Raw genomic sequence first — 15,966 nt, 5'->3', positions numbered from 1 at the left:
AACGGCTTTTTCTATTTGAGTTAGTTATATTATCTACTCTTCAATTTTCACTTCCGCTTCACCAGAAGTAACTTTCTTACTCAATGCATCAAACATTACAGGAGTTGCAATAAATACAGATGAGTATGTACCCACAACAACACCAACGATCATGGCAAACATGAATCCTCTTAATGACTCACCTCCAAAAATGAAGATTGCCAATAATACTACCAAAGTAGTTAACGAAGTATTCAATGTTCTACTTAACGTACTATTGATAGCGTAGTTAATGTTAGAACCACCTTTCCAGCCGCGTTCTGCCAAAGTCTCTCGAATACGGTCAAATACTACCACGGTATCATTCAACGAGTAACCAATTACTGTCAAAATCGCAGCAATAAATGCTTGATCAATTTCCATGCTAAAAGGCATTAGTTTACCTAATATTGAAAATACACCAAGCACAATCAATACATCATGGAATACTGCAGTAACAGCACCCAATGAAAATTGCCATCTTCTAAATCTAATTAAGATATAAAGGAAAACTACAAGCAATGAACCTAAAATTGCCAAGAATGCATTTTTCTGAATATCATCTGCAATCGTTGGTCCAACCTTTACAGATGCTAAAATACCAACTGCCTCTTCATCAACACCACCTAATACAAAAGCTTCTTTACTAAAACCATCTGGTAAGTATTTTTGAAGCGAAGCATATAGTTTGTCTTGAATTTCAGTATCTACTTCAATACCTTCTACATCTACTTTATAAGGAGTCGTAATTTTTACTTGATTAGACTCACCGTATGTTTTCACATTTGTTCCGCTACCAAATACAGTATTCAATTCTGATGTTATTTCAGAAGGATTTACAGGATGCTCAAAACGCACTGTGTACGAACGACCACCTATAAAATCTACACCTTTTTGCAATCCTGGTCCTGCCAACAATGAGAATAAACCAATTGCTATTAAAATTCCAGATATTACGTAAGCAATCTTTCTTTTCGCCAAGAAATCGACATTGATTCCTTTGAAAAGATTTTTCGTGATTCCTGTTGAGAAATCTAAGCTTCTACCTTTTCCACTAATATACCAGTCAATTAACAAACGAGTAATAAATATCGCAGTAAATAAAGATGTTACAATACCTATAATTAATGTAGTTGCGAAACCTTTAATAGGACCAGAACCAAATATGAATAAGATAATTGCGGTTAAACCAGTAGTAATGTTCGCATCTAAAATAGAAGACAGCGCATTACCAAAACCGTCAGCTACAGCTTGGCTTTTGCCTTTACCTTTCGCTAATTCTTCTTTAATACGTTCAAAAATCAGTACGTTGGCATCAACCGACATACCTAGCGTTAAAACGATTCCAGCAATACCAGGTAATGTTAACACCGCATTTAAACTAGTTAGGACACCGAATATTAATAAGATGTTCAACATTAAAGCGATATCAGCAAATACACCTGCTTTACCGTAATAACCAATCATCCATAAAAGAACAATTACAAAAGCAATTAAGAATGACATAAAACCACTATCAATAGCTTCTTGACCTAATGAAGGACCAACAATTTCTGATTGAATGATTTCTGCAGAAGCAGGTAGTTTACCAGCTCTAAGTACGTTAGAGATATCTTTAGTTTCGTTTACTGTAAAGTCACCCGTAATTTCTGAACGACCACCAGATATAGGACCTGAAGAAACACCAGGAGCAGTATATACTTTATTATCTAAAACAATAGCAATACCAGTCTGGTTAGTATAAGCATCACCAGTTAATTTTTCCCACTCTTTAGCACCTTTTGTATTCATGGTCATAGAAACAGCAGGCTTGCTGAACTGATCAAAATCTGCTCTAGCATCACTTACTACATCACCACTAATTCTTGGGGTACCGTCACGGTTAGATTTTAACGCGTATAAATCAATCACTTCAGTTTCTTCCGCAGAAGGTCTTTCCCATACAAATTTTGTGAACTGAATATCAGCAGGTAATAACCTTCTGATTTCTGGCATTCTTAGGTAAGAACCAATAGTAGCAGTATCTTTAATTGCAGCACGAAACATTGCGTTGCTGCCTGGGTTAGCAGGAATCAATAATTCGTATAAAGGATTTACCTGTGTAGCTAGGTCTAAAGAATCAGCAGATACATCAGATAATAAAGAATCTAATTCAGACTCTTCTTTAATTTGTTCTGGTTGCTTAACCTCTACAATCGTTTTTAATTTCTCATTCGCTTGAATAAGGAATGTGCTAAAGCTTGTATTGCTTTGCTTGTACGTTTCCCAAAATTCTAATTGAGCAGTACTTGATAATAAATCTTGTGCACGAGCAATATCTCTAGCACCTGGCAATTCAACTAGAATACGACCAGAGTTACCTTCTCTTTGAATGTTTGGTTGTGTTACACCAAAACCATCAATACGTTCTCTTAATACTTCAAAAGCAGAAACAATAGATTCATCAATTTTTCTATGGATGATAGGCTTAACCTCATCATCGGACATTTGAAAATTGATTTCATCACTAAGCCCTTTATTAGCGAAGATATCTGGTGAAGCCAATTTCGTCTCCCCTTTTATCTTATCGAAAGCTTCAAAAAACAAATCGATATATGTATCATCACTATTTTTAGAAGCAGCATCTGCATCAGCTAAAGCCTTGTTGAAAACTGGACTTTTTGTATTGTTTGCTAATCCTTTAAGGATATCCTTAATAGAGATTTGCAAAGTAACGTTGATACCACCTTTAAGGTCAAGACCTTTATTAAGTTCTTTCTTTTTAGCCTCATTGTAATTGGTATAACCAAAAACAGGATCGCTACCAATAGAATCAAGATAGCTTGCTGCTGCAACTTCTCTTTTTGCTACGTAACCTTCTTCTGATTCAGAAATACGGCTAACCGCGAATTTATTCGCTTCTTTTTCTACTTTACTAGTTACGAAAGTATAGGATAGCTGGTAAATACTAACTAACCCAAATAATAAAGCAAAAAGCTTTATAAGTCCCTTGTTTTGCATTTGTAATAATTTAATTTATGTTGATTATTATTTTGAATATTTTTAAAATCTAAGGCAAATAACTTTTACGTAAAATAATTACGTTGCTTAGAAATATTTTTGAATGGAATTAACTATTCCCATAAACATAAGGTCCTGCCCTTACTTCTGGTATTGTTCGTGAAGAGTTTTCTATTGCTATTGCAATAGTTCTATTTATTTTAAATGCTGTATCTACTATTGCATCTTGCTCAAAAACTATGGTTTCGCTAAATGGTAAAACCACCGGATAAGAAAAAGTTTTATCAACTTGCTTCTGAGGTACAACCAGCGTTGCGTTTAAAGTAATGCCATCATCAGCTTGCTGATGAAGATCGGATACTACTAAATTATAAGTCTCAGGAAGTTCTTTTTTTGGAGAATCGGAAGGAAACTCTTCTTCATTCAATATTGACTGATGATTTTCTTGAGAAAGAAACTCTTTAACACTAAGGGCATCAACATCACTATAATAACGAATACTTAATTGTGTACCGTCATTTTCTACTATTTCAATAGCATCAACACCTAAAACTTCTAATTTCTTGGTGATAACAGCCAAAACATCATCATGAGCAGTACCTGAAGCTAATTCTACATCTGCAAATTGTAATAAAATTTGCTGATTAGAAGCCTTCTTTTGCTCTTGACTTAGCCCGAATAAGGCTAGAATAATAAATAAAGTACTTACGCACCATTTTGCATTCATGCGGCAAATATAAAAAGAAAGATTATTCTAGGTAGTATATTTTCTACAATATATATTTCTAAAGTATACCTTATTATATTAACAAAGCCTTTATAGTTAGACTATAAAGGCTTTGTTTTATGTTTAAGAGTTTATAAACTACAACTCTAAAAGACCATTAGTTTTAGTTACACCAGCGGCACTTTCTTTCATTTTTGCTTTTTCAGCATCACTTAAAGGAATATCGATAATCTTTTCGATACCGTCTTTTCCTAATATTACTGGTACACCAATACAGATATCATTCAATCCGTATTCACCATCTAACATAGTTGAACATGGAAACATTTTTTTCTGATCACAAGCAATTGCCTGTACCATAGAAGATACTGCTGCACCTGGAGCATACCATGCGCTTGTACCTAACAATTTAGTTAATGTTGCACCACCAACTTTCGTGTCATCAGCAACTTGTTGTAATCTATCTGCAGATAAAAATTCTGAAACACGAATACTGTTTCTAGTTGCGTGAGATGTTAATGGCACCATACCAGTATCACTATGACCACCTATTACCATACCGTCGATATCAGAAATAGGAGCTTCCATAGCTTCTGCTAAACGATACTTGAAACGAGCGCTATCTAAAGCACCACCCATACCAATAATTCTATTTTTTGGAATGCCAGTAGTTTTGTGTACCAAGTACGTCATCGTATCCATAGGGTTACTAACAACAATAATGATAACATTTGGAGAATGCTTTAAAAGGTTGCTTGAAACTGTTTTTACAATACCAGCATTAATACCTATTAATTCTTCTCTAGTCATTCCTGGTTTTCTTGGAATACCAGAAGTAATTACAGCAATATGGCTATCAGCAGTTTTAGCATAGTCATTTGTACTACCCGAAATCTTAGTATCAAAGCCCATCAATGATGCAGTTTGCATCAAATCCATAGCTTTACCTTCTGCATAACCTTCCTTAATATCCAAAATAACCACTTCTGAAGCAAAATCTTTAATGGCAATGTATTCTGCACAACTAGCACCTACTGCACCAGCACCTACAACTGTAACTTTCATTTATTTCTATTTTATGAATTATTATATATAAAATGGAACACCCACCTTATGTTTATTGAATTTCCACTCCAAAAATAGGTATTTATTGACAAAATATGCTATTCACCTATTGATTTAATTAGCTCACAAAGCCTTTAAAAACATCGATAAAATGCAGGTTTTGTTAAAAAAAATTGCGCTTTAACGAAGATATCGTGAATTAGTTACCATACATCGAATTAAAGTAATAACCCAATATTAGTCACGTTAAATACTGTGGATCCCAAATCCAAAATTAAATTAACCTACTTATGACTAAGAAGTTCCTCTCTTTGTTGGCGATATGCGCCATAGTGTTTCTTGCGAACTGTTCTAGGATCGAACAAAACAATGATCCTATTATCGGAATATGGTCGCAATCTGAATTAATTGTAACCGAAAATTCTTCAAAACAAACTGTTCGAAAAGAATGGATTTTTAATGATGTTTTCTTAGGAAGATATCATGAAATTGACGGTTCTACTACTACCCTAAAAACAGATTTCAATTGGTCCAAACAAGATGACATTTATACAGTTGAGTATAAAGGTCTTGACGGCAAACCCAACAATATTATCACTATCAAATCTACTGATGATGGTTTTTACCTACAGAAGAAAGATGGTGCTACATTGGCAATAAGGGAATAAACGATTTTAACAGGGCCATGGGAAAAAGGCTGTCCGGAGGGATCTGGGCAGTCTTTTTTATACCCATTGCTGTTCGCCCTAAGCAATTGAAAAGATTTTTATTACAATTACCTACGCTTATTTAAAGCACAAAAAAAAGGTTCGACGAATTAGAGATAATTCTATCGAACCTTTTTAATTATGTAAGTTTTATTTATCTGAATCCGAAATTAATACCAACAGTAGCGGTATTGAATTCTCCTAAGTTATATTCTGCATTCAGTCTAAAGAAACCTAATTTAAGTTTCGTACCTAAAGTACCCGTAACTCCATTAACCTTCTTCGTAATAGAAAAAGGATCCTCATATGTTTCAGAAGCAAAAGGGCCACTTGTTACTCTGTAAGTACCTAATACATCTGTTACCGATTTACCAGTAATGTAATTTACCCCTCCATAAAAATTAATGATAGGCAGTTTTGTAGAAACTACAGCACCAAATGCCCAACTGCTAATTTCTGCTTCTATTCTTTGATTTTCACCATCTATTAAATCAGCATTGGCCAAGTCATAATCGCCGCTAATATTGGTATACCCAATAACCGCTGAAATAGCCACAGGTAAAATTTTATCTGCCGGTAATAATTTGGTAAAATCATGTTGTATACCTAAACCGAACAAACCAATAGAAGCATCTTCATATTCTATTTTCGGAAGAAATCTTGCCTTAACCTCAGTCCCTTTAATCAACCCTACACTTGCTTGCACATATCCTGAAGGAACAAAATCAATATCTTCTCCAGATAAACCTGATGGCAGTTCAAAAGTCTCACGTACGGTAACACCCAAAACTTCTCCCTCAACAAATACTTCTGTACCAGAAATATCGCCTAATGCAGTTGAAACCTGTCTTGCTACACCAGGGTTATCTACAAAATCTAAATTCTGATAATCATTAGGGTCTAAGATAAAAGTCTTCTTATCTTCTTTATTCTTAAATCCGGTAATATTACCAATGATAGAAATTTCAAAACCTCCTAGCGGTTTTGCATCAGCGGTATTATACCAACCTGTAGACATGCTATAAACTACACTTTCAGAAAGCGGAGCCATGTAATCTGTTGTAAACGTTTCTGCATCTTCAACACCTGCTGAAAGCACATTATTGAAATCTGCTTGAGCAGAAGCAGTTAAGCACGTACCAACAAAAATGGAAGTAAGTAAATTTTTCATATTTCTAATTTTACCTAAAACTAAAAAACCTGCGCTGTAGGCGCAGGTTTTTGTTGTGTAAGTGGTATTTTCTATGTGTCAATGTTTGCATAAACAGCATTTTTCTCAATAAATTCTCTTCTTGGTGGCACTTCATCACCCATAAGCATTGAGAAAACACGATCCGATTCTGTCGGATTATCAATTTGTATTTGACGTAGTGTTCTAAAGTCAGGGTTCATTGTAGTATCCCACAATTGAGATGCATTCATCTCCCCAAGACCTTTGTATCGTTGAATACTAACACCACCACTGTAGCTATCAGCAATTTCATCACGCTCTTTATCACTCCAAGCGTATTGTTTTTTCTGTCCTTTTTTCACTAAATATAAAGGCGGAGTAGCAATATAAATATGCCCTTGCTCTACCAACTCTTTCATGTAACGGAAGAAAAAGGTTAAAATAAGTGTTTCAATATGACTACCATCGACATCGGCATCACACATGATGACTACCTTGTGATATCTTAATTTAGAAAGGTTCAATGCTTTACTATCTTCTTCGGTACCAATAGTTACACCTAAAGCAGTGTACATATTTTTGATTTCTTCATTTTCAAAAACCTTGTGTTGCATGGCTTTTTCAACGTTCAAAATCTTACCTCTTAAAGGCAGAATAGCTTGAAAATTACGATCACGACCCATTTTTGCAGTTCCACCCGCCGAATCTCCCTCGACAAGGAATATTTCACATTTTTCAGGATCTTGTTCTGAACAATCTGATAATTTACCAGGTAAACCACCACCACTCATTACATTCTTACGCTGAACCATTTCACGAGCTTTAGAAGCTGCATGTCTAGCCTGCGCTGCAAGAATTACTTTCTGAACAATTGTTTTAGCATCGTCTGGGTGCTCTTCTAAATAATTTGTCAGCATTTCAGACACTGCCTGACTTACTGCTGCAGAAACCTCACGGTTACCTAATTTTGTTTTGGTCTGACCTTCAAATTGAGGTTCAGCAACTTTAACAGATACAATTGCCGTTAGACCTTCACGGAAATCATCTCCTTGAATTTCAAACTTCAACTTATCTAACATTCCAGAAGCATCTGCATATTTCTTTAAAGTAGAAGTTAAACCTCTTCTAAATCCAGATAAATGCGTACCACCTTCGTGTGTATTAATATTATTTACATAGGAATGAAGATTCTCTGTGTAACTAGTATTATAAATCATAGCTACTTCTACAGGGATGTCATTTTTCTCCCCTTCCATAGAAATAACGTCTTTGATCAAAGACTCACGGTTACCATCTAAAAACTTAACAAACTCTTTAAGACCTTCAGTAGAAACAAAGGTTTCACTAACGTATTCGCCTTTTTCATCTTTCTGGCGCTTATCAGTAATACTGATAGTAACACCTTTATTCAAGAATGAAAGTTCACGCATTCTGTTCGCTAAAGTCTCGTAGCTATATTCTATAGTTTGAGTGAATATAGTATCATCTGGGTGAAAAGTCACCTCTGTACCTCTTTCTGTAGTCTCTCCTATTCTTTTAACAGGATACAAAGCCTTACCTCTAGAGTATTCTTGCTGCCAAATAACACCTTCCTTAAATACCTTTGCAGACAAATGATCTGAAAGTGCATTAACACAAGATACACCCACACCGTGAAGACCTCCAGAAACTTTGTAAGAATCTTTATCGAACTTACCTCCGGCACCAATTTTGGTCATTACAACCTGTAATGCAGATACACCTTCTTTTTTGTGAAGATCTACAGGTATACCCCTACCGTTATCTTTAGTGGTTATTGAATTATCTTCATTAATGATTACACTAATGGTGTCGCAATGACCACCCATAGCCTCATCAATAGAGTTATCTACTACTTCATATACCAAATGGTGCAAACCACGGACCCCAACATCACCAATATACATGGATGGACGCATACGTACATGCTCCATACCCTCTAAGGCCTGAATACTATCTGCCGAATAATTTTTCTTATTTGCTTCTTCGCTCATAAAATTATGGTTGTTTTACTTCAAATTTTGCAATCTTACAAATATACGCAATACCCCGTGAAATATAGCCTTTCTAGCTATTACACAAAAGCAAGTTATCAACAATAATTGTGGAAAATTAGCCCTCAACCCCTAAAAAGCAGCATATTTTAGAATACACCCCTAAATTGAAGCGCGAAAGCGGAATAAGTAATAAAATGCATGCCTTGTAAAATATAAATAAACTTAGTACCTCCACTAAAAATTGCATTATTCACAGCATAATGTTAACATTTTAAAACCAAAATTAACGGGATTAAAACCGATGTGTGCGATATCAATCAAATCAAGAAAATATTAAGATTTCCTTTACATATGGCTTTTAACTTAGCTATATAATCTTAAAACAATACATCATGAATGAGGAACAATTTAAAGGAAAATGGAATATAGCAAAAGGGAAGCTTAAGCAACAATATGCTGACTTAACAGATGATGACCTAACCTACGCTGAAGGAAAATCTGATGAGCTATTAGGAAGAATCCAAGAAAAAACCGGAGAGTCAAAAGAGAAATTGAAGAAAATGATAAACGACTTATAGTCTACTTCATTTTTATAAAAAAGCAAACCCCGTCTACAAAATAGACGGGGTTTTGACAATAGATATAATGACTAATTCAAACCCTATTGTTTAACGTATGCTTCACTGTGCACGTTAGCTATTGCTCTACCAGAAGGGTCATTCATGTTTTTAAATGCCTCGTCCCATTCTAAAGCCGTCGCCGTGCTACAAGCTACACTTGCTTCTTGCGGTACACTTAAGGCTGCAGCATCACTAGGAAAATGTCCTTCAAAAATCGTTCTATAGTAATACTCTTCTTTATTTAATGGTGTATTGATAGGGAAACGGAATGCCGCGTTCTCTATTTGCTCATCAGTTACTTCTTTATCAACCAATTCTTTTAAGGTATCAATCCAGCTGTAACCAACGCCATCACTAAACTGTTCTTTTTGTCTCCATGCAACACTTTCAGGAATCATATCTTCAAATGCCTTACGAACAACCCATTTCTCCATGCGCTCGCCGTTGATCATTTTATCTTGTGGGTTTATACGCATAGCTACGTCCATAAATTCTTTATCTAAGAATGGCACACGACCTTCAATTCCCCAAGCAGCTAAACTCTTATTAGCTCTTAAACAATCATACATATGTAACTTATCTAATTTACGTACCGTCTCTTCATGAAACTCTTGCGCATTAGGTGCTTTATGAAAGTATAAGTAACCTCCAAATAACTCATCTGCACCTTCACCAGATAATACCATTTTTATACCCATGGACTTAATAACACGAGCCATTAAATACATTGGCGTAGAAGAACGAATGGTAGTAATATCATAAGTTTCTATGTTATAAATAACATCTTTTATAGCATCTAAACCTTCTTGAATGGTAAATTTAATTTCGTGGTGTACGGTACCAATATGATCAGCAACCTTTTTTGCAGCTGCCAAATCTGGTGACCCCTCTAAACCTACAGAGAAAGAGTGCAATTGTGGATACCAAGCATCAACCGTATCGCCACTTTCAATTCTTTTCTGAGCGTATTTTTTGGCAATAGCAGAAGTTACTGATGAATCTAAACCACCTGACAACAAAACACCGTAAGGCACATCAGACATCAACTGTCTATGAACAGCAGCCTCTAAAGCTTCTTTAACTTCTTGTATGCTTGTTGCATTATCTTTAACTGCATCATACTCCATCCAATCTCTAGAGTACCATTTTTTTATTTCTCCGTCAGAACTATGTAAATAATGTCCTGGAGGAAATAATTCTATTTTAGTACACGTACCTTCTAGTGCTTTCAATTCTGAAGCTACATAGAACGTTCCGTTTTTATCCCATCCCATGTATAATGGAATAATACCCATGTGGTCACGAGCAACAAAATATTCATCTTTCTCAGCATCATAAATAGTGAAACCGAAAATACCGTTCAATTCATCTAAGAAATTAACACCCTTTTCTTGATACAAAGCCAAAATTACTTCACAGTCAGACTCTGTTTGAAAATCGTATTTACCTTCAAATTGCTTACGTAACTCTCTATGATTATATATTTCACCATTTGCCGCTAATATCAATTTACCATTAGGACTCAATAATGGTTGTTTTCCAGAAGCTGGATCTACAATAGCCAAACGCTCATGCGCCAAGATGGCTTTATCATCTGCATAGATACCACTCCAATCTGGACCTCTATGTCTAATTTTCTTCGACATTTCTAAAAGTTGAGGTCTAAGTACTTCAGTACTTTCCTTAACATCAAATGCACATACTATTCCACACATAATCTAATAATTATATCATTTCGAATACAAATATCAATTTATTGTTTCAATTAACAAACACATATATAAATTATGATTACAAATTGTAACTATAAAATACATTTTAAGTTCTATTTGACATATACCGCCTTTAAAACATGTTTAAAACGTAATGAAATGTAACAATCAAAAATTTAACTTCTTTTTATTAACAGTACTGTAAGGAACTGCTTAGTTTTATGACCTAGAAAACCAAAACAAATGATTATGAAAAAAGTATTTACACTAGCTACATTAATGTTGGCTCTAGTTTTAACCTCAACAGTATCTGCTCAAGAATTTTCTGGAATAGACAAAAGCCCAATGGATATGGCTGCTTACCCTACAGACTACAAAGTATCTGAAAAGGCAGTACGTATTATTTACGGAAGACCACAATTGAAAGGTCGTTCTATGGAAGAATTAGCTCCAACAGGAAAAGTATGGAGAACGGGTGCGAACGAAGCTCCTGAAATTACATTTTATAAAGATGTAAAATTCGGCGGTAAAGATGTTAAAGCTGGAACGTATTCTTTATTCACAATACCTGGTGCAGATGAGTGGACAGTTATTTTGAATACAAACTTGAACCAATGGGGTTCTTATTTCTACGATGAAGCTTCTGATGTTGCACGCGTAACAGTACCTAACGGTTCTGATGCGGCGTCGCTTGAAGAATTTTCAATCGCTTTCAAAGAAGCTAACGGTGGTACTCAACTAGTAATGGGTTGGGACAAAACAAGAGTTGCTGTTCCAATTACTATGTAATTAGAAATACAATATATTAAAAAAGCCTCGGTCAATGACCGAGGCTTTTTTTTGAACTTTTTCTGTTATCGAACTATACCATTTACAAAAGTCTGCTCAGCGCGAATGGTAGGAATCTCAGATACAGGTACCGTCATCATATCTTTATCATAAATAACAAAATCTGCGACCTTTCCTGGCTCTATACTCCCTTTTTCATCTTCTTCAAAATTAGAGTATGCTGCCCAAATCGTCATTCCTTTTAAGGTTTCCTCTCTAGACAAAGCTTCCTCCATTTGAAAACCTCCTTTTGGGTACCCGCTTGTATCTTGTCTTGCTACTGCTGCATAGAATGTCAAAAACGGACTCACATCTTCCACAGGAAAATCAGTTCCTAATGCAATTGTACCTGCTTTATTCAATAACGTTTTATAAGCATAGGCTCCTTTTACTCTCTCCCCTAAACGATCTTCTGCCCAATACATATCACTAGTTGCGTGTGTAGGTTGTACTGACGGAATAATACCATCCTCAAAATAATCGAAATCGCTTTCTGTCAAAACTTGCGCATGCTCAATTTTCCATCGTCTATCAGATTTACCTTTTAGCACTTTTTTATAAGCTCTTAATACCGCAATATTTGCAGAGTCACCAATGGCGTGGGTATTCATTTGATATTCTGAATTTGCTAGTTTTTGAGCTAAAGCCTCAATATCTGCAACGGGAGTAATCATTGCTCCGAAATGCTCAGGCAGATCACTGTATTCTTCTCTTAAAGCAGCTCCTCTAGAACCTAATGCTCCGTCGCCATACACTTTAATAGATCGCACGTTTAATCGGTCTGTTTTAATAGGTCCTTTATTTATGAAGTAATCTACATCTTCTTTATTGTTGCTTACCATGGCATATATTCTAATAGATAATTCACCTGCCTGCTGCAAGCTATCTATAAGCTCAATAGTACTTCTATCTAATCCTGCATCATTTACAGTTGTTAGTCCGTGGTTTAAGCTTATTCTTTCTGCATCTTTCAACGCCTTAATTTTGTCTTCCAATGTTGGCGACGGCATAACACTATCTATAAGCGCCATTGGGTTATCAACTAAAATTCCTGTAATACCAGAATAGCCATTTTCCCATTTTTTTACGATTTCACCACCTTCAACCTTAGTACTCCAGTCGATACCAGCCATATCTAAAGCCTTTTGGTTTACCAAATAAGCATGACCGTCTACACGTTCTAAAGCTACCGGTATATCAGGAAAAATAGTATCTAATTGCGCTTTTGTCGGAAATTCTTTTACTTCCCAATCATTCTGATCCCAACCTCTACCTCTAACAAAAGACTTTGGGTTGGCAGTATGAAAAGCTCTAACGCGCTCCAAAACCTCTTCAAAACTTGTAGTCCCTACTAAATCTACTATTTGCTGGGTAAGCCCTAATCCGTAAAAATGGCAATGTGCATCTATTAAACCGGGAGTAATAGCTCTACCATCTGCATCAATTAGTTGATCAGAAGTATATATATCACGAATTTCTTCGGTAGTACCAACAGCTATAAATTTACCATCCTGTACGGCAAAAGCTTGAGCTTCAGAAAAGGAATTATCTACAGTATAGACTTTGGCATTTACTATTACAAGGTCAACTTTCTCTTTCATGAGTTCGCAACCAGATAATAACACGAGTAGTATTGGAAGTAGTTTTTTCAAAACAAAAATAGTTAGTTAGTAAAATCGTCAAATAAGGCTATAAGTGCCTTTTTAAATAATTACTGAAAACTAAGTATTTTTTTGGAAAGATTTAAATCTTTATTCTAAAGGCAATTGTCGTTTTGCTAAAAATTCGCTTGAGCTACTATCAGAATAAAATTCACCAATCATTTTATCATCTTTTACCTCAAGAACAAAAGAGGTACGTTCTATACCTTCTATATTAATATTAAAATTGATGCGATTATCATCAACCTTAACATCTTGACCGTTTAGTGAACCCGTTTTTAAGCTAATTACAACTTGGTAGACACCATTTGGTTTTGAAATAAAAATACGCCCCTTTCTATAAGGTGCATCAGCATCTGGCATTAAAAACTCCCAAACACCCAAAATTGGATTTTTATCTTTTATTTGCTCCTGTTCTACAACATCATATGATGAATTTATCGAACTATTTTCAATAAATGTATTCATGAATAGAACATTTGTAAATAAGACAATTTTTATCAAAACATGGTTAGTGCTCATTCTATAAAGTATTGTTTTATATGCATTAGTAACGATGCTATTTTATAAATATTTTAAAAATTGTAAGTTTTTTACTACTACAATTTATTTTTCGCTACTATCCAATTTGTTATTTTTTCTTCTAATAGTACCAAAGGTAAACTACCTGAGTCTAAAATTTGACTATGAAATTCTCTAATATTAAATTTATCGCCTAAGGCTTCTTCCGCCTTCGTTCTTAGTTCGCGAATTTTCAATTGACCAATTTTATACGATAGCGCTTGACCTGGGGTTGCCATATAACGTTCTATTTCAGCAATAATACTTTCCTCAGATTCAGCCTCATTGTCTAAAGAATACTGAATCGCTTTTTCTCTGCTCCATCCTTTTGCATGAATACCTGTGTCCACTACTAAACGAATTGCTCTATGCATCTCCATACTCAACATTCCAAAATATTGGTATAGATCTATGTAAATTCCCAATTCCTTTCCTAAAGATTCTGCATATAACGCCCATCCTTCCACAAATACACCCATACTCTCTGGATGCAAAAACTCTGGAAGATTGTTATTCTCTTGTTGTAAACTTAATTGAAAGTGATGCCCAGGTATGGCTTCATGTAAAAACAAAGCTTCATCATGCACCATGTTATAACTCTTTACATCAGGTATAGGAACATAGAAAATTCCCGCTCTTGACCCATCTTTTGAACCCGGCACATATTCTGCACTTGCCGACGCTTCTCTAAATGCTTCTGTTCTACGCACGTTGAAACCAGCTTTTGGCGTTAACGCAAACAAAGAATCTATACGTAACGCAATACGATCATTAATAGCATTAAAACTTTCAATGACTTGTTCTGGTTTAGAAAAAGGCATTAGTTCTTTTTTATTCCGCAGCGAATTGAAGAAGGATTTTAAGTCTCCTTTAAACCCAATTTCATTTTTAACCGCCTCCATTTCTTTAGAAATACGTGCCACTTCAGACAGCCCTAATTCATGAATTTCATCAGCATTCATGTTTGTTGTCGTATGTAGTTTTATTAAATATTGATACGTTTCTTTTCCATTTGGCAGGTCTAATAATCCGTCTGTATTTCTACAGGCAGGTAAATAGATTTCGGTTAAAAACTGATTTAATTCTACATATTTAGGGGTCAGTTTTTCTTGAATGAAATCTTCATAATTACTTTGTAATATGTCCATATCAACATCAGACAGTCCGTCAGGGAAATTCATTATAGGCTGATAGAAAAGATTTTCTTCAAGAGGTACATCAATAAACGATTGAATCTGTGGCAGCATTTTTAAGGTCAGTACTTTTGGTGGTACGACACCTTGGTCCATACCTATTTTCATCTTCTCAATAGACGTATCTAAAAACACCAAGTAATCTTCTAACCTACCTAACCAATTATTATAATCTTCTATACTTTTAAAGGGCTGCACACTGGTACCACCTGCCAACTGGGCAACATATAAGTGCAAAGATTGGATCTGAAAAAGTGGCATTAACTCAAAGTTTGGTAAATCGTAGATTGGAGAAGCAACCGTTACTATGGGGTTCATAACGCCTTCTAACTTCACGGTACAATCCCACTGCATAACGCGCATACTCATATAATCGGCAGCACTTACATTAGCAGCATTATATTGACCTAGTTCTTCTAGAAAATAAGTGTAACGATCTTTTAGATGTAAAATGTAGTCATTAGAAATATAATTGGCTATCGTATCATTATATTCCGAAAAGCCAGCTTTTGTAGCTTCTATGGGGTTGATGCTTTTCTTAAACTCGTAAAATTCGGCAAAAACTTCAGCAATAGGTTTCGTTGTGGTTGATTGTTCTTGTTTTGAAGATTCTTTGCAAGAATAAATAACAACAACAAATAATAAAAGCCAAAGTGTACGAATCATAGTATTAGAATTTGTACTGAAA

Annotated in this window: 12 protein-coding genes; 3 read left to right on the top strand and 9 right to left on the bottom strand. The window is 35.1% G+C overall.

Translation table 11 applies throughout. The annotated features are described in order from the left end of the window. Positions 1–33: 33 nt before the first annotated feature. The 3 genes from secDF to BUC31_RS07905 all read right to left on the bottom strand — a co-directional run bounded on the left by secDF (position 34) and on the right by BUC31_RS07905 (position 4,810). Positions 34–3,018, bottom strand: a complete 2,985-nt coding sequence (gene secDF, locus BUC31_RS07915; RefSeq protein ID WP_073242829.1) for a protein translocase subunit SecDF — start codon at positions 3,016–3,018, stop codon at positions 34–36. 109 nt (positions 3,019–3,127) lie between these two features. After that, positions 3,128–3,745, bottom strand: a complete 618-nt coding sequence (locus BUC31_RS07910) for a hypothetical protein (protein WP_073242827.1) — start codon at positions 3,743–3,745, stop codon at positions 3,128–3,130. 138 nt (positions 3,746–3,883) lie between these two features. Continuing rightward, positions 3,884–4,810, bottom strand: coding sequence for a malate dehydrogenase (locus BUC31_RS07905; RefSeq protein WP_073242825.1), 927 nt, complete (start codon positions 4,808–4,810; stop codon positions 3,884–3,886). A gap of 290 nt (positions 4,811–5,100) precedes the next feature. Here BUC31_RS07905 and BUC31_RS07900 point away from each other — a divergent pair, with 290 nt between their 5' ends. After that, positions 5,101–5,478: a hypothetical protein gene (locus BUC31_RS07900; protein WP_139251910.1), complete on the top strand. Its 378-nt coding sequence runs from the start codon at positions 5,101–5,103 to the stop codon at positions 5,476–5,478. A 193-nt stretch (positions 5,479–5,671) separates the two neighbouring features. Here the strand turns inward: BUC31_RS07900 and BUC31_RS07895 are convergent, their stop codons facing one another. Beyond that, entirely contained in the window at positions 5,672–6,688 is a 1,017-nt protein-coding gene (locus BUC31_RS07895) for a DUF6588 family protein (protein ID WP_073242823.1), read from the bottom strand. A 71-nt stretch (positions 6,689–6,759) separates the two neighbouring features. Then, positions 6,760–8,700 carry a DNA topoisomerase (ATP-hydrolyzing) subunit B gene (gyrB, locus tag BUC31_RS07890; protein ID WP_073242821.1) on the bottom strand — a complete coding sequence of 647 codons (1,941 nt, stop codon included), beginning with the start codon at positions 8,698–8,700 and terminating at the stop codon, positions 6,760–6,762. A 395-nt stretch (positions 8,701–9,095) separates the two neighbouring features. Between gyrB and BUC31_RS07885 the strand changes: the two genes are divergently transcribed. Continuing rightward, complete coding sequence (locus BUC31_RS07885) at positions 9,096–9,281, top strand: CsbD family protein (RefSeq protein WP_073242819.1); 186 nt, start codon at positions 9,096–9,098, stop codon at positions 9,279–9,281. An 83-nt stretch (positions 9,282–9,364) separates the two neighbouring features. On the opposite strand, the gene asnB is transcribed toward BUC31_RS07885, so the two are convergent. Continuing rightward, positions 9,365–11,038 (bottom strand): asparagine synthase B, encoded by a 1,674-nt coding sequence (asnB, locus tag BUC31_RS07880; RefSeq protein ID WP_073242817.1) that lies wholly within the window; start codon positions 11,036–11,038, stop codon positions 9,365–9,367. Between the two features lie 246 nt (positions 11,039–11,284). On the opposite strand from asnB, the gene BUC31_RS07875 reads away from it, so the two are divergent. After that, the gene (locus tag BUC31_RS07875) at positions 11,285–11,824 is read left to right on the top strand and encodes a DUF2911 domain-containing protein (protein ID WP_073243814.1); all 540 of its coding nucleotides are present in this window, start codon (positions 11,285–11,287) and stop codon (positions 11,822–11,824) included. Positions 11,825–11,889: 65 nt separating this feature from the next. On the opposite strand, the gene BUC31_RS07870 is transcribed toward BUC31_RS07875, so the two are convergent. From BUC31_RS07870 to BUC31_RS07860, 3 genes are all read right to left on the bottom strand, one after another. Next, positions 11,890–13,515 (bottom strand): amidohydrolase, encoded by a 1,626-nt coding sequence (locus BUC31_RS07870; RefSeq protein WP_073242815.1) that lies wholly within the window; start codon positions 13,513–13,515, stop codon positions 11,890–11,892. 99 nt (positions 13,516–13,614) lie between these two features. Continuing rightward, positions 13,615–13,992 (bottom strand): hypothetical protein, encoded by a 378-nt coding sequence (locus BUC31_RS07865; protein ID WP_073242813.1) that lies wholly within the window; start codon positions 13,990–13,992, stop codon positions 13,615–13,617. A gap of 131 nt (positions 13,993–14,123) precedes the next feature. Then, complete coding sequence (locus BUC31_RS07860; RefSeq protein ID WP_073242811.1) at positions 14,124–15,944, bottom strand: DUF885 domain-containing protein; 1,821 nt, start codon at positions 15,942–15,944, stop codon at positions 14,124–14,126. Positions 15,945–15,966 lie beyond the last annotated feature (22 nt).

Source organism: Maribacter aquivivus (genome assembly GCF_900142175.1).
Taxonomy (GTDB): Bacteria; Bacteroidota; Bacteroidia; order Flavobacteriales; family Flavobacteriaceae; genus Maribacter; species Maribacter aquivivus.
This window is presented reverse-complemented; position numbering and strand designations above follow the sequence as displayed.